This is a genomic window from Rhizorhabdus histidinilytica, from assembly GCF_900167915.1.
GTDB classification, from domain to species: Bacteria; Pseudomonadota; Alphaproteobacteria; order Sphingomonadales; family Sphingomonadaceae; genus Rhizorhabdus; species Rhizorhabdus histidinilytica.
This window is the reverse complement of record NZ_FUYM01000004.1, coordinates 432,296-450,167: the sequence shown is the minus strand read 5'-3', so window position 1 is coordinate 450,167 and position 17,872 is coordinate 432,296. Positions and strand designations below refer to the sequence as shown.

14 protein-coding genes are annotated in these 17,872 nt (G+C 67.8%); 8 read left to right on the top strand and 6 right to left on the bottom strand.

The annotated features are described in order from the left end of the window. From B5X82_RS11525 to B5X82_RS11510, 4 genes are all read right to left on the bottom strand, one after another. Positions 1 to 819, bottom strand: a complete 819-nt coding sequence (locus B5X82_RS11525; protein WP_079648300.1) for an FAD binding domain-containing protein — start codon at positions 817 to 819, stop codon at positions 1 to 3. 66 nt (positions 820 to 885) lie between these two features. Next, on the bottom strand, positions 886 to 1,116 hold the full coding sequence (locus tag B5X82_RS11520) for a biotin/lipoyl-containing protein (protein WP_079648299.1): 231 nt from the start codon (positions 1,114 to 1,116) through the stop codon (positions 886 to 888). Positions 1,117 to 1,138: 22 nt separating this feature from the next. Next, complete coding sequence (locus B5X82_RS11515; RefSeq protein WP_079648298.1) at positions 1,139 to 2,122, bottom strand: alpha-ketoacid dehydrogenase subunit beta; 984 nt, start codon at positions 2,120 to 2,122, stop codon at positions 1,139 to 1,141. Between the two features lie 14 nt (positions 2,123 to 2,136). Next, a complete protein-coding gene (locus B5X82_RS11510; protein WP_079648297.1) occupies positions 2,137 to 2,991 on the bottom strand; it encodes a thiamine pyrophosphate-dependent dehydrogenase E1 component subunit alpha in 855 nt (284 codons plus the stop codon). Positions 2,992 to 3,333: 342 nt separating this feature from the next. Between B5X82_RS11510 and B5X82_RS11505 the strand changes: the two genes are divergently transcribed. The 3 genes from B5X82_RS11505 to B5X82_RS11495 all read left to right on the top strand — a co-directional run bounded on the left by B5X82_RS11505 (position 3,334) and on the right by B5X82_RS11495 (position 7,285). Further along, on the top strand, positions 3,334 to 5,688 hold the full coding sequence (locus tag B5X82_RS11505; RefSeq protein WP_079648296.1) for a TonB-dependent receptor: 2,355 nt from the start codon (positions 3,334 to 3,336) through the stop codon (positions 5,686 to 5,688). Positions 5,689 to 5,788: 100 nt separating this feature from the next. After that, entirely contained in the window at positions 5,789 to 6,829 is a 1,041-nt protein-coding gene (locus B5X82_RS11500; protein WP_176152533.1) for an aromatic ring-hydroxylating oxygenase subunit alpha, read from the top strand. A gap of 60 nt (positions 6,830 to 6,889) precedes the next feature. Beyond that, the gene (locus B5X82_RS11495; protein WP_079648294.1) at positions 6,890 to 7,285 is read left to right on the top strand and encodes a RidA family protein; all 396 of its coding nucleotides are present in this window, start codon (positions 6,890 to 6,892) and stop codon (positions 7,283 to 7,285) included. A gap of 48 nt (positions 7,286 to 7,333) precedes the next feature. Here B5X82_RS11495 and B5X82_RS11490 read toward each other — a convergent pair whose 3' ends face one another. Both B5X82_RS11490 and B5X82_RS11485 read right to left on the bottom strand, forming a co-directional pair. Continuing rightward, positions 7,334 to 9,721: a xanthine dehydrogenase family protein molybdopterin-binding subunit gene (locus B5X82_RS11490; protein WP_079648293.1), complete on the bottom strand. Its 2,388-nt coding sequence runs from the start codon at positions 9,719 to 9,721 to the stop codon at positions 7,334 to 7,336. 1 nt (position 9,722) lies between these two features. Then, entirely contained in the window at positions 9,723 to 10,205 is a 483-nt protein-coding gene (locus B5X82_RS11485) for a (2Fe-2S)-binding protein (protein WP_079648292.1), read from the bottom strand. A gap of 214 nt (positions 10,206 to 10,419) precedes the next feature. On the opposite strand from B5X82_RS11485, the gene B5X82_RS11480 reads away from it, so the two are divergent. The 5 genes from B5X82_RS11480 to B5X82_RS11460 all read left to right on the top strand — a co-directional run bounded on the left by B5X82_RS11480 (position 10,420) and on the right by B5X82_RS11460 (position 17,805). Continuing rightward, the gene (locus B5X82_RS11480; RefSeq protein WP_079648291.1) at positions 10,420 to 13,050 is read left to right on the top strand and encodes a LuxR C-terminal-related transcriptional regulator; all 2,631 of its coding nucleotides are present in this window, start codon (positions 10,420 to 10,422) and stop codon (positions 13,048 to 13,050) included. A gap of 242 nt (positions 13,051 to 13,292) precedes the next feature. Continuing rightward, positions 13,293 to 13,874, top strand: coding sequence for an ANTAR domain-containing response regulator (locus B5X82_RS11475; protein ID WP_079648290.1), 582 nt, complete (start codon positions 13,293 to 13,295; stop codon positions 13,872 to 13,874). Continuing rightward, a complete protein-coding gene (locus B5X82_RS11470) occupies positions 13,871 to 15,103 on the top strand; it encodes a CmpA/NrtA family ABC transporter substrate-binding protein (protein WP_079648289.1) in 1,233 nt (410 codons plus the stop codon). Before B5X82_RS11475 ends, B5X82_RS11470 begins: the two co-directional genes overlap by 4 nt. Positions 15,104 to 15,295: 192 nt before the next feature. Next, complete coding sequence (locus B5X82_RS11465; protein ID WP_079648288.1) at positions 15,296 to 16,540, top strand: nitrate/nitrite transporter; 1,245 nt, start codon at positions 15,296 to 15,298, stop codon at positions 16,538 to 16,540. Positions 16,541 to 16,599: 59 nt separating this feature from the next. Continuing rightward, positions 16,600 to 17,805, top strand: coding sequence for an alginate export family protein (locus tag B5X82_RS11460; RefSeq protein WP_079648287.1), 1,206 nt, complete (start codon positions 16,600 to 16,602; stop codon positions 17,803 to 17,805). Positions 17,806 to 17,872 lie beyond the last annotated feature (67 nt).

Sequence of the window (17,872 nt, the reverse complement as noted above, 5' to 3'; positions counted from 1 at the left end):
TCAACGTCCTTCGATCGAGGCCGCCAGCGCCCGATGCAGCAGCACGAGCGCCATTTCGCGGCGGTAGCGGTAGGAATGGAACGGGTCCTCGAGCGGCCGGTGGCTGCGCTCGATCTCGCTCAGGCTGCGATCGAGCGAGGCGACCGGCGCGGTGGCGGTCACCGGCCGGTCGAGCAGCCCGGCGATCGCGAAGTCGATCGCGTCGCCGGCCGGTCGGACCGCGACCGACACCACCGCCTTGCCGGCGCTGTGGCGGTCGAGCAGTTCGGCGAAGCGCATCGCGGCGGGATCGGGACGGCGCGGCACGGTCACGCCCAGGATGACCTCGTCGCGCGCCAGCCGGGTCTTGAAAGGACCGACGGGCAGCGTCGCCATCGGGATGGCGCGGCGGTCGGTCCGCACCGTCGCGCCGTGGAGCATCAGCACCATCGGCGCCTCGGCGCGGGGATCGGCCCAGGCGATGTTGCCGCCGAGCGTGGCGCGGTTGCGGATGGTGGTCGTGCCGACATGGCGCAGCGCCTCGGCGAGCGCGGGCAGCAGTCCGGCGACCGGGCCGCGCAGCAGGTCGGAGAAGCGGTTGCCCGCGCCGATGAAGATCTCGTCCTCGCCGATCTCGATCGCGCGAAGCCGCTCGACGTTGCGGATGTCGACGAGATGGGTCGCGGCGCCGACGCCGGCCAGCAGCGGCGGCAACAGGCTCTGACCGCCGGCGATCAGCGTTGCGCCCCGGTCCCCGGCGAGCAGTGCCACCATCTCCTCGATGGTCGTTGGCGCCGAATAGCGTAGGGGCGTGGCGCCGCCGGCGGCAGTATCGGTCATGGCTGAACCTGGAGCGGCATGATGCCGCCCAGGCTTGGGCCGCGCCTTCCAGAAAGCAAGCCTCAATTATTCGATCTCGGCCAGGACGGCGCCGACCTCATAGGTCTGGCCGATGGCGGCGATGATCCGCAGCCGGCCGCTGGCCGGGGCCTCGACCTCCTGCGTCGATTTCTCGCTTTCGAGCGCATAGAGCGGCTGGCCCTCGGTGACCATCGCCCCGTCGGGCACCAGCCATTCGCTCAGCTCGCCCTCGCTCATCGAAAAGCCCAGCTTGGGCAGCAGCACCTGTGTCGTCATCGTCCGGTTCCGATCCTCTTCGTCAGGAAAGCAGCGCGGTCGCCGCGGCGCCGATGCTGTCGGCATTGGGGGCGAAGGCCTGTTCGAGCGGCTTACTGAACGGCACCGGGCAATAGGCGCCGCCGAGCCGCTGGATCGGCGCCTTGAGTTGGCCGAACAGCGCCTCGCCGATCACCGAGGCGATCTCCGCGCCGACGCCATATTCCTTGACCGCCTCATGGACGATCAGCGCGCGGCCGGTCTTGGCGACGCTCGCCAGCACGGTGTCCCGGTCCCAGGGGGAAACGGTCCGGAGGTCGACCACCTCGACAGACTTGCCCTGCTTGGCGAGCTCGGCCGCGACGGTCAGGCTGTGCGGCACCATCTGCCCATAGGCGATGATCGTCAGGTCGCTGCCCTCGCGGCACACGCGGGCCCTGCCGATCGGAATCCGCTCGAAGCTGACGTCGCCCTGCGCCCAGTAGATCGGCAGCGTCTCGACGAAGATCACCGGATCCTCGTCGTCGATCGCCGAACGGAGCAGGCCGTAGGCGTCGTTGGCGCTCGACGGGATCACCACTTTCATGCCGGCGGTGTGCGCGAACCAGGCCTCGACGAAATCGCTGTGCTGGCCACCGAGCGAGAGGCCGCTGCCGGTCATCGTGCGGACCGTGATCGGCACGCTCGTCTGGCCGCCCGACATGAAGCGCAGCTTGGCGGCATGGTTGACCAGCATGTCCATCGCGACGGTCATGAAGTTCATCAGCATCACCTCGGCGACCGGGCGGTAGCCGACCAGCGACGCGCCGATGGCGGCGCCGACGATCGCCTGTTCGGAGATCGGGGTGGATTTGACCCGGTCCTCGCCGAACCTGGTGGAAAGCCCCCGGGTCGCGCCGAAGACGCCGCCGTCCTCGGGATCGGCGACGTCCTCGCCGAGCAGCAATATCCTGCCATTCTCCTCCATCGCGTCGTGGAGGGCGCGGTTGATCGCGTCGATCATCGTCATCTTGACGGGGTCGGTCATGGTCGTGTCTCCGCTCAGGCGATCGCGTCGACGAGCACGTCGACCTTCAGTTCGGAAGGATCGGGATAGTCGGCGGCGTAGGCCGTCCTGACCGCGGCATCGATCTCGGCGCGGATCGAGGCGTCGAGCGCGTCGAGTTCCCCGGCCGCGACGATCCCCTCCTCGACGAGGCGGCGGCGCAGGATCGGCATCGGATCGCGCGTCTGCGAGGCGGCGTAGAGTTCCTTGTCCATATAGCCGCCGGCCTCGCCGATCAGGTGCCCGTTGAAGCGGAAGGTGGTCGCCTCGATGAAGGTCGGACCCTCGCCGGCGCGGGCGCGATCGATCGCCCAGCGCGCCACGCCGTACATCTCGTCGGGATCGTTGCCGTCGACCCGGATCCCTTCCATCGCCTCGTGGACCGCGCCGATATTGGCGGCGCCGTCTCCGAAATTGGCGATGGTGACGCGGCCCTTGCCTTCGAGCTTGGCCGCCCAGGCCAGGCCGTTGGCGATGGGGGCGGTGCTGCCGACGATGCCGGTCGTCACCATGATCCCCTTGGCGGGGTAGGTCAGGTGCATCGGGCCGCCCTTGCCCTTGCATGCGCCGGTCACGCGGCCGGCGATCTCGGCCCAATAATCGGCGAGCGGGAAGCCCTTGGCGATCTGGTCGTGGCCGCCGCGATAGATGGTGTTCACATAATCGTCGTCGGTCAGCGAGACCGAGATCGCTGCCGGTATGATCTCCTGGCCGCGGGTGCTGTAGAAGGGCATCACCAGCTTGCCGGCCTTGATCTCCTTGATCACCCGTTCGTCGTTGAACTGGATGCGGGCGGCTTTCTCGTAGATGGCCCGCAGGGTGGGGCCGTCGGGCTTCGGATAGTTCGACATCTCTCCGTCTCTCCAGGGGCCGGGCCGAAGTCCGGTATTGTTCTATGAGCGGCATGGAGGCGGGAGGCCCGCGCCCATTGTCCAGCGATGCATGACGCGATCGCCGGACGAGGACAGCCCCGAAAAAAATGGGGTGCCGGCGGCGGGTCGGGGCCTTGGCGAACTGCAGGGAAATCGGGAATTTCCGGACCGCCCCCCATGAATCGGGTGGGATGGGATGTGCGCTTCGGACTGGCCGGCGCGGAGGCCGTCCAGATTTATGGGCTATCGTGAAGAGGGGCTTGGCCGGGATTATCGGAGCCTCGTTGGCTTCAAGGACTCAATAAAAGAGGGGATCGAAACATGGCCAATTCCACCATCGCCCGGCTGCTCGCGGCCAGTTGCCTGACCGTCGTCGCGAGCCAGGGGCTGACTACCCCGCTCCATGCTGCCGAGGCGGCGCCCGCGGTCGCGGATGATCCGGCCGAGATCATCGTCACCGCCAACAAGCGCGAGGAAAGCGCGCGGACCGTGCCGATGTCGCTGACCATCGCCAGCGGCGACAAGCTGCTCAGCGCGGGCGTCCGCTCGCCCGAGGACCTGGTGAAGATCGTTCCCGGCCTGACCGTCCAGCCGTCGCCGTTCAATACGCCTGTCTACACCATGCGCGGCATCGGCTTCTACGAGACCAGCCTGTCGGCCGCGCCCACCGTCGCGGTCTATGTCGACGAGGTGCCGCTGCCGTTCAGCGCAACGACCAAGCTCGCGGTGCTCGACCTCCAGCGGGTCGAGGTGCTCAAGGGGCCGCAGGGGACGCTGTTCGGCCAGAACACGACCGGCGGCGCGATCAACTATATCGCCGCGCAGCCGACCGCCGCGCTTGCGGCGGGCGCCGATCTCACCCTGTCGCGCTTCTCCACCTATGACGCGCAGGGGTTCGTCAGCGGCCCGCTGAGCGACAGGCTATCGGCCCGCGTCGCGGCGCGCGTCGTCCAGGGCGGGCCCTGGCAGAAGAGCATCACCCGCAACGACGACCTCGGCAAGGTCAAGCAGCTCCAGGGCCGCGCGATCGTCACCTGGGACGCCGGGCCGGACTTCACCGTCCGCGCGATGCTGAGCGCCTGGCAGGACCGGGGCGACACCCAGGCGCCCCAGTTGCTGGTCGACAGTTGTGGGGCGTCGACCGCCGGCACCTGCGGCAATCCCGAGGCGGCGGCGTTCCGCGCCTATCCGCGCCCGCCGCGCGACAATCGCTCGGCCGACTGGGGGGCGGGCGTCTACGGCCGCGCGAACAAGCGCGACGACAGCTTCATCCAGGGATCGCTGCGCCTCGAAAAGGGGCTGACCGACAATCTCAAGCTGATCTCGATCACCTCCTATTCGCGTTACAAGACCGACTCGGTGCAGGATTTCGACGGCACCACGCTCAACTCGGCCGACAATAACACGACCGGCTATATCCACGCGTTTTCGCAGGAGCTTCGGCTCAACGCCGATTTCGACAAGGTCCGGATCACCTCGGGCCTCAACTATGACAGGTTCAACGTCTACGATCGGATCTTCTACAATATCGGCCAGTCGGTCTCGGCCGATCCGCTCTATTTCGTGCCGGGTCACCTGCTGCCCGAATATACGTACAGTTTCACCCATCAGATTTCGAAGACCTATGCCGCCTTCCTCAATGGCGAAGTCCAGCTCACCGATCGGGTGAAGCTCACCGCCGGCGCCCGCTACACCAATGTGAGGCGATCGTTCAGCGGCTGTTCCTTCGTGCTCGGCGTCACCGCCGACTGGTTCAACCAGATCTTCGGGACCAGCCTCGCCGACGGGCAATGCTCGGTGTTCACGCCGAACTTCCCGCAGACCTACGACCCGCTGCTGTTCGACAAGCTCAACGAGGACAATCTCTCGTGGAACGCGGTCGTCGACTATAAGCTCAGCGACAAGGCGATGGTCTATGGCCGCATCGCCAAGGGCTACAAGGCCGGCAGCTTCCCGACCGCTTCGGTGGTCAGCTATACCGGCTTGCTCCCGGTCCACCAGGAATCGGTGCTCACCTACGAGCTGGGCCTCAAGGCGTCGCTGCCCGACCGGCTCGGCGAGCTGACGATCGCGGGCTTCTACAACGACTACAAGAACAAGCAGCTCCGCAGCCGCAAACCCGATCCACTGTTCGGAACGCTCGACGGACTGGTCCAGATTCCCAGCAGCTGGAGCAAGGGCATCGAGGCGTCGCTGACCCTGCGCCCAGTCGATGGGCTGACGCTCAGTGCGGGCGGCACCTATCTCCAGACGCGGGTGACCCGCTATGACGGCTTCGACGCCTTCGGCACGCCGACCAACTTCAAGGGGCAGCGCTTCCCCTATGCGCCCAAATGGTCGCTGGTCGGCGATGCCGAATATCGCTTCCCGCTTGGCACCGGGCATGAGGGCTATGCAGGCGTCTCCGCGGTCTACAACAGCGCGACCTCCTCGGTGCTGGCGAACCGCGACACCGCCTTCACCAGCGCCGACACGCGGCAGGTGATCAAGGCCTATACGCTGATCGACGTGCGCGCGGGCGTCTCCTTCGGCGAGAACAAGGTGAAGGTCGGGGCCTTCGTCCGCAACCTCACCAACAAATATTACTGGACCAACGTTCTCGACAGCCTGTCGTCGATCGTCCGCTTCACCGGCATGCCCCGTACCTACGGGCTGCAGGCAAGCTGGCGCTACTGACGGGCGCCGCGCCGGGAGGCGGCGGCGTCGGTCGCCGTCCTTCCGGCCGCTCGGCCCCCGAGACGGCACACTCAAACCAGATGATATGGAGAATCCTGCCATGACCGGCCAGCCGCTGCAGAACCATGACGAGGAGGCGGACGTCCCGGTCCGCCATCTCGCAGCCCCCATTCCGGGCGAAGGCGAGAATGGCGTCTACACGCAGAGCTGGTTTCCCCTTTGCCTCAGCGACGAGCTCGAAACGGGGCGCGTGATCAGCCGCGAGTTCCTCGGCGGACGGGTGTTGGTCTACCGCGACAGCGAGGGCAAGGCGCATGTGATGAGCGCCTATTGTCCCCATCTGGGGGCGGATATCGGCGTCGGTGCGGTGGTCGGCGACAATGTGCAATGCCCCTTCCATCACTGGCAGTTCGATTCGGCGGGCCATTGCGTGAAGACGGCGATCGGCGATCATCCGCCGCGGACGGCACGCCTCTTCAAATTCCCGACGATCGAGCGGCTCGGGCTGGTGATGGCGTTCAACGGGGTCAAGCCGCTGTTCGATTTCCCCGACCTCTTCCCCCATGACGAAAGCGAGCTGAACATCAGCACCTTCCGCGGTGCCGTGATGGACTGCGATGGATGGGTATTCGCCGCGAACACGCCCGACATGCAGCATCTCAAGGTGCTGCACGGCGTCAGCTTCGAGCATGAGGACCCCCATAAGCTGGTCCACTGGCACGAATGGGGTTTCCACTATAATTTCTCCGGCGGCACCGCCGAGCAGAACCAGAAGGGCGAGGCCGAGCTGGCCTGGAAGCTCGGCATCCACGGCTCGAACATCTTCTTCCAGGAAGGCACCCACAACGGCCGCTGGTACGGGGCCTTCACCGTCTTCGGATGCAGCCGCCCCAACAAGTCCGGCATCTATGCCGGGATCGTGACGCGGCGGTCCGAAGACGACGGCAACGCCGCCGGACTGGCTCTGCTCAACGAGATGAAGGTCTTCGAGAGCCATGTGCTGAACGAGGATTTGCCCGTGCTCAACACGATCAGATATCGGCCCGGAACGCTCACAAAATCGGACAAGACGCTGGCGCGTTTCCTCGATTATCTGCGCGCCTATCCGCGTGCTCATCCGAGCGCGCCGTTCATTCACTAGCCGTCCTGGGAGGATGCCCCCGTGCCGGTGCCATCCTCCCTTCTCACGAAGGAGCAGATTATGGTGGATATCGACAAGGCGTTTCGCCCGCGGCCGATCGAGAACGACTATGGCTTTTCGCAGGCGGTGCGCGCCGGCGATTTCCTGTTCATCTCGGGCTGCGTGAGCTGGGACGACGACGGCACCCCGACCAATGTCGGCGACATGGGGGCGCAGATGCGTTCGATCTACGCCGACATCGGCCGGACGCTGAAGCATCACGGCCTCGATCCGACCGATATCGTCAAGGAGACCATCTACGTCACCGACATGGACAAATTCTTCGACGGCGCACAGGCGCGGGCGGACTTCTATCAGGGCGTCGTCCCGCCGGCCGCGACCGGGGTGGAGATCAATCGGCTCGTCAACACCGATTTCATGATCGAGATCGAGGCGATCGCCTATTTCAACCGTTGATTTCGCGGGAAGGCCGGGGGGCCGGGTGCGTACGCGCGCCCGGCCTTTTCATATCTGGGCGGTGGTGCGCATCGCTTCCCAGACACGCTCGGCCGACAGCGGCAGCGCGGTCAGCGTCGTTCCGGTGCCGATCGCGTGCTGGACGGCGTTCATGATCGCCGCCGGCACCGCGATGGTGCCGCTTTCCCCGACGCCCTTCACCCCGTGGGGATAGAGGGGGGAGGGGGTCTCGAGATGGACGAGGTCGATTGGCGGCACGTCGGCGGCGAGCGGCAGCATATAGTCCATCAGCGATGTCGAGAGCGGGCGGCCTTCCTCGTCGTAGCGCGCGGCTTCGTAGAGCGTAGCCCCGATCGCCTGCGCCACCGCGCCACTGATCTGGCCCTCGACGATGGCGGGGTTGATCACCCGGCCGCAATCATGGCCGAAGGTCATCCGCTCGATCGCAACCTTGCCCGTCTCGGCGTCGACCGCGACCTCCACCGCCACCGCGCCGTAGGAGATGGCGAAGCCCGGCGGATCATAGCCGACGGACGCCTCCAGCCCCGGATCGACGCCGTCCGGCGCCGAGTGGAAGAAATAGGCGGCGCGGGCGATCTCGGACACGGCGACCTGGCGGCCGGGATCGGCCTTGTCACGGACCACGGCGCGCGGAGCGCCTTCGTCGCCCAGCGGCCGGGCGCTCGCCAGCTCGACCGCCGCGGCGTCGAGCTGGAGCAGGTGCGCGCCCCAGAGCAGCAGCTTGTCGCGCAGCCTGGCGGCACCCTTGATCACCGCCGCGCCGCCGACTCCGGCCCCCGCGCTGCCGGCGGTGCCGTAGGAGGTGAAGGCGGGAAGGGCGGTGTCGCCATGCGCGACGACGACGTCCTCCACCGGCATCATCAACTCGTCGGCGCATAGCTGGGCGAGGGTGATGGAGATGCCCTGGCCCAGTTCGGTCTGGCCGGTATCGATACGGACATGGCCGGTCGGCTCCATCCGGATCGTAAGCAGGTCGAAGCTGCCCGCGCGGATGCCGAGATAGGCCGCCGCCGCCGAGGGCGCCATGTTGCTCGTCTCGATATAGCAGGCGATCCCGACGCCGCGCCGGACCGGCGATGCCGCCGCCGCGGCGCAGCGGGCGCGGGCCTCCTCATAGCCGAAGCGTTCGAGCGTCATGTCGAGCAGGCGGGGATAGTCACCGCTGTCGAGCGTCACGCCGGTCGCGATCATGTGCGGCATCTGCGCGGGGACGATGAAGTTGCGCTGCCGGATCTCCGCGGGGCTGATGCCGAGCCGATCCGCCGCGATGTCGAGCGTCCGCTCGAGCGCGAGATTGGTTTCAGGCTGGCCATAACCGCGATAGGCGCCGGTCTGCGGCGTGTTGGTGACGATCGCGCGGGCGATGATACGTACCGCCGGAATGGCGTAGCCGCCGGGCAGGAAGGCCGCGCCGACCCAGGCCGTGCCGAGCGACGATTGACCGATCAGCGCGCCCTTGTCGAGCGTGACGACCCCGTCGAGCGCGAGGATGCGTCCGGTCGCGTCGAAGCCGACGCGCAGATCGACTCGCTGGTCGCGCCCCATCGCCGAGCTGACGAAGGATTCGCGGCGGTCCTCGATCCAGCGCACCGGCCGGCCGAGATCGAGGGCGAGGCGGGCGAGCAGCGCCTCGTCGGCATGGGGATAGGCCTTCATGCCGAAACCGCCGCCGACATTGGGCACGATCACCCGCAGCCGATGCTCGGGCAGGCCGAGCGCCGATGCGACAGCCATCTTCACCTGGTGCGGCGCCTGGGTCGACACCCACAGCGTCACGCCGCCCTCTCCGTCGGGCGCGGCGAGAATGCCGCGCGTCTCCAGGCTGAGCGGATGGACCCGTTGGCTGGTGAAGCTCTCCTCGACGACCAGTGCGGCGCCGTCGAGTGCGGCGTCGGGATCGCCGACCAGCCATTCGGCGCGGGCTGCTTCGTTGTCCGGCCAGTCGGGATAGAGGCGGGGGGCGTCGGGCTCCAGCGCCGCGTCGACCGACAGGAGGGCGGGCAGCGGCTCCAGGTCGATCTCGACCAGCGCCGCGGCGCGTTCGGCGGTGGCGCGGTCGTTCGCCACGACCACCGCGAAGGCCTGGCCGACATGCCGCAGCCGGTCGGTCGCGAGCGCATGTTCGGGGCAATGGCGCTGGCCGGCTACCTCCCAGGTCGATGACAGGCTGCCGAGGCCGGGCAGGTCGCGCATCGTGCGGACCGCGACCACGCCCGGCAGCGCGGCGGCCCGCCCGATGTCGATCGAGCGGATATGGGCGTGTGCGACGGGGCTGCGTGCGAAGGCGACGTCGAGCGTGCCGGGCAGGTGCTGGTCGGGGACATAGGCCGCCTTGCCGGCGACGATCCGCGCCAGCCCGCGCCGCCGGACCGAGGTTCCGGTCGAACGGCAGGAGGGAGCGGTCGGCGCGTCCATCTCAGCGTTCCCCGGCGAGGCCGGCGACGAGCCGGACGATCTGCTGATAACCGGTGCAGCGGCAGGCGACCGCGTTGAGCGCGGACCGGATCGTCACCGGATCGCCATGGTCGGAGACCGAGCCGTCCGCCAGATATTCGGCGACCGTGGCCATCATGCCCGAGGTGCAGAAGCCGCATTGCGCACCGAAACCCTCGACGAAGGCGGCCTGTACCGTTGCGAGGTCGGGTCGGGCGGCATAGCCCTCGACCGTTGTGATGGATGTGCCGTCGGCCTGGGCGGCGAGCATCAGGCAGGAGCGCATGCTGCGCCCGTCGACGAGGATCGAGCAGCTTCCGCACACCCCTTCGCCGCATCCGAGCCGGACGCTCTTCATGCCGAGCCGATCGCGCAGCAGCGCCGCGAGCAGGGTTGCCGGAGGGACCTGTTCGCTGACGGCGGCGCCGTTGAGATCGAAGGAGACGGAGGCCGGAGTGGGCTGCATCTGGTGACCCGTTAGCGGTGGCGAGGTTGCGTCCGGAGGCAACCAGTCGGGGCGGCGCGGCGCAATCCCCTAATATGGGAGGGGGAGGGAAGGAGGAAGGCGCGCGCCCGGCGTCAGCTTGTCGGCTCCCGCCCCCTCATGGTACAATTTCGGACCGGACCGCGAAGGCGCGGACGGCGAGGCAGGAAGCCGCATCGGGAAAGCTGGCCGATCCATGGATATTGTTTCTCGATATCGCTTCGCGCCGCCGATCCCGCAACGCAGCTTCATTCCCCGCGCCATCGCTTCGAGGATATCGCGGTCGCCTTATCCGCTGACCTTCCTCGCCTCGCCCAGCGGTTTCGGGAAGTCGACGCTGATGGCGCAGGCGTTCGATCTCGCCCGGTCGGAAGGCGAGAGCGCCCGCTGGCTGAACCTCTATCACCGCCCTGCCGGGACGGACGGCTTCCCGCACTATCTCTGCCTTGCACTCAGGGATAACGGCGAAGCACGGGACATCGCCCCCGGCGCGGGCCCGTTCGGGATCGACGACCTGCTCGCCGAGGTCGACGCGACCTGCCGGCGGGACGGATCCGTGTCGCTCTATCTCGACGAGGTCGCGCCCGGCGATCTCGACACCGTGCTCGGCCTCTCGCAGATGATCGGCAAGCATTTTGGCGAGAAGGCGAAGCTGGTCGTCTCCTCGCGGGTCGCGCCGCCGCGGCTGGCGGGCGTGCTCGGCGACGGCGGGATCATGTACACTCCAGCCGAACTCGCCTTCTCCGCCGCCGAGGTGGCCGAGCTGTTCGACGGGGGCCTGCCCGAACGCGAGGTCGCGGCGCTGGTCGCGACCACCGGCGGCTGGCCGGCGCTGATTGCGTCGGTGCGGCACGGGACGGGGCATTCGCCGGCCGACCACGGCTTCGGCACTGGGGGCGAGGCGGGCGACATGATCGCTGATTTCGTCCGCGACCTGATGGACGTCGCTCCGTCATCGCGCGACATCGAGGTACTGGCGGCCGCCTTCGCCTTCGGCAACGCCACCGCGCCGATCTTCGAGCATGACGATTTCGCCAGCGCGGGCGAGATCGTCACCCGTCTAGCCCGCGACGGACTGGTCAAGCTCCGGTCGGAAGGGACGCGGCTGGTCTATGAGCCGCATGCGGCGGTGCGTTTCGCGGTCGACCGGCTCGGCCGCCGCTCCTCGCAAAAGCGCATCTCGGACATCCACCGGTCGCTGTCGACCTCGCTGGTCGCGAGCGGCGACCGGGTCGGCGCGATCCGCCATGCGTTGGAGACCGGCGATCTCGATCTGCTCTGCGACCTGATCGAGGCGGGCGGCGGCTGGCTGCTGATCCTGCAATGGGGCGCCCCGATCCTCTATGCCGTCAACGCGATCCCGATCGGTCGGCTCGGGGGAAGGCCGGCGATGCTGCTGACCAAGGTCTATGTGCTGATGCAGGCGCGCGCGATCGACGAGGCGCGCCATCTGCTCGACGAGATATCGACCGATCTCGATCCTGCGAGCTTCCCCGACGAGGAGGCGTTCCACAGCTTCCGGATCGGCTATGCGCTGATCGACGGCGTACTCCGCTCCTACGAGATGCGGCCGATCGACTTCCCCTCGCTCGAACGGCTCCGCGACCATGGACCGGCCGACATCCGCAACATCGCCGATGCGATGATCCTCAACCTCAAGGGCGGCTATCAGATTCGCGAGGGGCTGTTCGTCGAGGCCGAGGCGACCGGTCGCGAGGCGACGCTCAAATGCCAGGCGGCCAAGGCGACCTTCGTCGAGGCCTATGTCCAGCTCTGGCTTGGTCATGCCCATCTCCAGAGCGGCAACACCCGCGACGCGAGCCGGCGCTTCGCGGCGGTGCTCGACATCGCCGAGAATTGCTTCGGCGCCGATTCGAACCAGATGGTCGCGGCGAAGATATTCCTGGCGGAACTCGAATTCGAGCGCGGCGAGGCGGAGCAGGCCTATGCGATCATCGAGGCGGTGTTCGATCGTATCGACGAGCTCGACCCCTGGTACGAGATGCTCCGGCCCTTCTACCGGATCGCCTCGATCCGGGTGCAGCATCGCGAAGGCACCGAGCGGGCGATCAGCTTCCTCGACACCGTGCTGGACCGGATGGAGAACCGCAATCTCGGCCTGCTGTCGCGCTATCTTCGGTCGCTCCGTGCCGAGATGCTCGTACAGAGCGAGCGCGACATCCGGGCGATCGAACGCGGGGTGGAGGAGCTTCAGCACGTCGAGCCGGTCGAGAGCGCCTTCCTCAACGTCCGGGTCGGGCTCAAGCGCGGGGACGTGCCCGCCGCGCTGGCCGGAGTCGATGCGCTGCTCGACCAGCCCGCGGTCCGCGAATGCGCGCGCCGGCTGATCACGGCGACGGTGCTGAAGGCGGCCTGCCACGCGGCGAGCGGCGAAGCCCGCGCGGCGGGGGATCTGGTCGCCGAGGCGCAGAGGCTGGCGGTGCAGAGCGACCTGCGTGGCCATTTCGAACATGAGCTCGCCTCCAGCGAGAGCGCAGCGGGCGGAATTCTCGTGCTCCGGCCCGATACCGGTCGGCATGCGATGCGACGCCTGGCGCCGTCGCGTGGCGACCTGATCGAGGTCGAGGAGCGCAACCAGCCCCGCCTCGGCCCGCGCGAGCGCGAGGTGCTGGGCTTCATCGTCGAAGGCCTGTCGAGCAAGGAGATCGCCTGGCGGATGTCGCTCTCGGTCGGGACAGTGTTGGGCTATCGCAAGAGCCTCTACCGCAAGATCGGCGTCAACTGCCGCTCGGCGGCGATTTCTTATGCGCGTCAGTCGAACATGTCGGCCCACTCTGAGGCCATGGCGCTCGAGAGCCTCCAATAGGTTCGGTCGCTCCGCACCAAAGCCGCCCGCTGCGGAATTCTAGCTGTTGATGTTCTGGAGAAGATGCTTGTACGTCTCTCTGATGAGAACGGCGTACCGCAGGGAAGCCGTCGCGTCTGAACCACGTTCGCGGCCGGAACCATGGGTCCGAAGCCGCAATGGGATCTGGAGAGAATGAAGTCTTCCCGATGAGGGGGATGGCGGCGCTTGCCGTTATGGGGGCGGTTTGGAGTGGGGGCATCTTGCGGATCGTGATCGTCGACGACAGCGGGTTGCGCGCCACCGTCCTCGAGGACGGGCTGCGCGAAGCCGGCTATGACGATATCCAACTCGTTCCCCCGCTCGGCGCCTGGGTCGCCAAGCTGGAACGGATGGCGCCCGACGTCGTCCTGATGGACCTGGGCAGTCCCAGCCGCGACAGCCTGGAGGAGATGCTGGCGGTGAGCCGCGCCCTCGCCCGGCCGATCGCGATGTTCGTCGACCAGTCGGACGACCAGATGATCGGCGCGGCGATCGATGCCGGGGTATCGGCCTATGTGGTCGACGGGCTGCGCAAGGAGCGGGTGAAGCCGATCCTCGACCTCGCCATCCGCCGCTTCAACGCCTTCGCCAGGATGCAGGCCGATTTGGACGAAGCCCGCTCGGCGCTGGCCGACCGCAAGACGATCGATCGCGCCAAGGCGCTGCTGATGAAGAGCCGCGACCTGCCGGAGCCCGAGGCCTATGCGCTGCTCCGGTCGACCGCGATGAACCAGGGAAGGAAGATCGTCGAGGTGGCCGAAGCCCTGATCACCGCCCACAGCCTGCTGGGGGGCACGGAATGAGCGCCCAGCCGATGTCGGGCCCGACGCCGATCTCGATCGCCTTCCTGCCGCTGACCGACAGCGCCCCGCTGATAGCCGCGCGAGAGAAGGGATTCGCGGCAGAGGCGGGCTTCGACCTCTCGCTGCACCGCGCGACGAGCTGGGCGACGGTGCGCGACATGCTGGTCTATGGACAGGTGCAGGGCGCGCACATGCTGGCGCCCCTTGCCATCGCCGTGACGCTGGGGCTCAGCCAGCATCCGGCGGCGCTCTCGGCGCCCTTCAAGCTCAACCTGAACGGCAATGCGCTGGCGATGTCGACCGAGTTCGCCGCGGCGCTCGATCCCGATCCCGCCAAGCGCATCGCCGATCCGGAGGGTGCGGCCCATGATTTTGCGGCCGCCATCGGCCTGCATCGCCGCAAGCCGGTGGTCGGCATCGTCCACCGCTATTCGAGCCATGCGCTGATGCTGCGCTATTGGCTCGGCTATGCCGGGGTCGACCCCGATCGCGATCTGGCGCTGCGCGTGCTGCCGCCGTCGTTGATGGTCGAGGCGCTGCGGTCGGGCGAGATCGACGGCTTCATCGCGGGCGAACCGTGGAGCAGCGTCGCGGTCGCGGCGGGGCTGGCGGAGATCGTCGCGGTGGGATCGCGGATCTGGCGGCGCGGCGTGGAAAAGGTCCTCGCCTTCCGCACCGACTGGATGGAGGGCCATGCCGGCATGGTCGACCGCTTCCTGGGCGCGATGGCGCGGGCGGCGGCTTGGTGCGACGATCCCGCCCATCATGGCGAGCTGGCGGCGCTGCTCGCACGGGCCAGCTATGTCGGTCAACCGGCTGCGACGATCCTGCCCGCCCTGGAAGGCAGGCTCCTGCTGCGGCCGGGCACCGCGCCGGTGGCGATCGACGATTTCATGATCTTCGACCGCGAGGCGGCGAACTTCCCGTGGCGCAGCCAGGCGCTGTGGATCTATTCGCAGCTCGTCCGCTGGAGGATGGTGGAGAAGGACGAGACGATCGAGCGCCGCGCCGCCGACGTATTCCGGTCGGACGTCTATCGCCGCGCGCTGGCCGGCAGCGACGTGCCGATGCCGGGCGCGAGCATGAAGGTGGAGGGCGCGATCGCGACCCCGACCGGCGTCGGATCGCACAGCGGGGCGCTGACCCTCGGCCCCGATCGCTTCTTCGACGGCCGCGTGTTCGATCCGCACAATATCGAGGCCTATCTGGCCGGCCTGTCGGCCAAGTGATTTTTTTGCACTTGCGAACAAGGCGCCGATAGCCGATCAAGGGTCCGTCGCGCGACGAAGCGCGCCCAGAGGAACCTGCTCCCAACGCCGGGGGCGTTTCCAGCGAATAGCAGCAAAGCCGCTGTCCGATCCCCGCCAAGGGCTGATCGGAGGCGGCTTTTTTCGTTTTTCCACGAGATTGGGGGCTGGCATATGGCTACCGCATATTGGGAAGATCAGGATCGCCCGGCGAAGGGCGACGGTTTCTGGAGCGCAGGGCACAAGCCCACGCTGATCGCGGCCTTTCTCTATTTCGACCTGGCCTTCATGGTCTGGGTGATGCTCGGCCCGCTCGGCCCCGACATCGCCGCATCGCTCGGCCTCACGCCGGCGCAGAAGGGGCTGATGGTTGCGACTCCGACCCTGGCGGGTGCGATCCTGCGCGTCGTCAACGGCCTGCTGGTCGATCGGATCGGGCCGAAGCGATCGGGCGCGATCAGCCAGCTCATCGTCATCGCAGGCCTGTTCACGGCCTGGCTGACGGGCGTGACCAGCTTCGCGGGCACGCTGGCGCTGGGCGTCGTCCTCGGCTTCGCCGGGGCGAGCTTCGCGATCGCGCTGCCGCTCGCCAGCCGCTGGTATCCGCCGGAGCATCAGGGCAAGGCGATGGGCATCGCCGGCATGGGCAATTCGGGCACCGTGCTCGCGGCGCTGTTCGCGCCGGGCCTCGCGCATCTGTTCGGCTGGAACGCGGTGCTGGGTCTCGCCTGCATTCCGCTGGTCCTGGTCTTCGTCGCCTATATGCTGATGGCGAAGGACGCGCCGGGCGCGCCGGCGCCGAAGAAGCTGGCCGCCTATCTCGAACCGCTCAGGACCGTCGACGCCTGGTGGCTGATGCTGTTCTACAGCGTCACCTTCGGCGGCTTCGTCGGCCTTGCCGCATCGCTGCCGATCTACTTCACCGACCAGTTCGGCCTGACCGCGGTGATGGCCGGCTATTGCACCGCCGCCTGCGTCTTCGCCGGATCGCTGGTCCGCCCACTCGGCGGCGCGCTGGCCGATCGGATCGGCGGGGTAAAGGCGCTGTCGATCGTCTATCTGGTCGCGGCGGCGGCACTGGCCGGGGTCAGCGCGGCGCATACGGTCGGGGCGGCGCTCGCTACCTTCGTCGTCGCGATGCTCGCGCTCGGCACCGGCAACGGATCGGTGTTCCAGCTCGTCCCGCAGCGCTTCCGGGCCGAGATCGGCGTGATGACCGGCCTGGTCGGCATGGCGGGCGGCATCGGCGGCTTCTACCTCTCCTCATCGCTGGGTTTCGCCAAGCAATTCAGCGGCAGCTACCAGTCCGGCTTCCTGGTATTCGCCGGCCTTTGCCTGCTCGCCTTCGTGGCGCTGGCCGGGGTCAAGCGGCGTTGGCGCCGCGACTGGGAGGCGGCGAAAACCGGTGTCCGCATCTGACCTGATGTGAGGTCCGGGTGCCGTCAGGGAGGCGGCGCCCGCATCCGAAAGGGGTTCCCATGAAGACCATCATCGCGACGGCGGCCCTGCTGGCCGCCGCAGGGCCCGCCTGCGCCGAAAAGATCGCGCTCGAGCCGCTGATCGACGCCCGTATCCGCTATGAACATGCCGACCAGGACGGCCTTCCCGACAGGGCCGACGCGCTGACCCTGCGCCTCCGCGGCGGGTTGCAGGCCAGCAGCGGGGCCTGGTCCGCGCTGGTCGAGGGGCAGGGGGCGCTGGCCGCTATCGACGATTATTATGACGGCCTCAGGGGGGCTGCGACCCGGCCGCTGGTCGCCGATCCGCAGTCGATCGGCCTCTACCGTGCCCAGCTCCGCTACAAGACCAGGGCGCTGGCGCTGACCGCGGGACGCCAGCGGATCGCGATCGATGACGAGCGCTTCGTCGGCGCGGTCGGCTTCCGCGACAATGGCCAGACCTTTGATGCCGTGCGCGCCGAATGGACGGGCCTGCCCAAGCTGAAGGTCGATGTCAGCTATGCCTGGTCGGCGCGCACCATCTGGGGCATCGACGGGCGGGGCGCGCGGCAGCAGGCGGTTTCGGGCGATAATGTCTTCGCCACCATCGGCTATGCTACGCCGATCGGCACGCTCGGCGGCTTCGCCTATCTGGTCGACCAGGATGAGGCGGCGGCGCAGGGCTTCGCACTGTCGAGCCAGACCTATGGCGCGCGCCTTTCCGGAAGCCGTCCGTTGGCGCGCGCGGTCAAGCTCTCCTACGTCCTCAGCTATGCCCGGCAGAGCGACTGGCATCGCAACCCCAACGCCTATCATGCCGACTATCATCTGGCCGACGCGACGCTCGACATCGCGGCATTCAGGATCAACCTCGGCTATGAACGGCTTGGCGCAAGCCATGGCGCGGCGCTGACCAGTTTCCAGACGCCGCTGGCCACCGGCTTCAAATTCCAGGGCTGGGCCGACAAGTTCCTGATCACGCCACCCAATGGCGTCCGCGATCTCTACGTCGGCGCCGGCCATGGCTGGACGAAGGCCGGAGCGTTCGACTTGATCTCGATCCAGGCGGCCTGGCATCGCTTCGACAGCGACCGGCTCCACCTCCGTTATGGCGACGAACTCGACCTGCTCGTCACCGCCAAGCTCGGGCGCACGACGCTCGGCGCGCGCTATGCCGACTATCGGGCGAAGCGCTTCGCCACCGACACCCGCAAATTCTGGCTGCAGGCTGATTGGACTTTCTGACCATGCCGCAGTGCAAAATTTTACTTGAGCGATGGCGCGATTCGCGCCATCTTCTTTTCGAACGGGC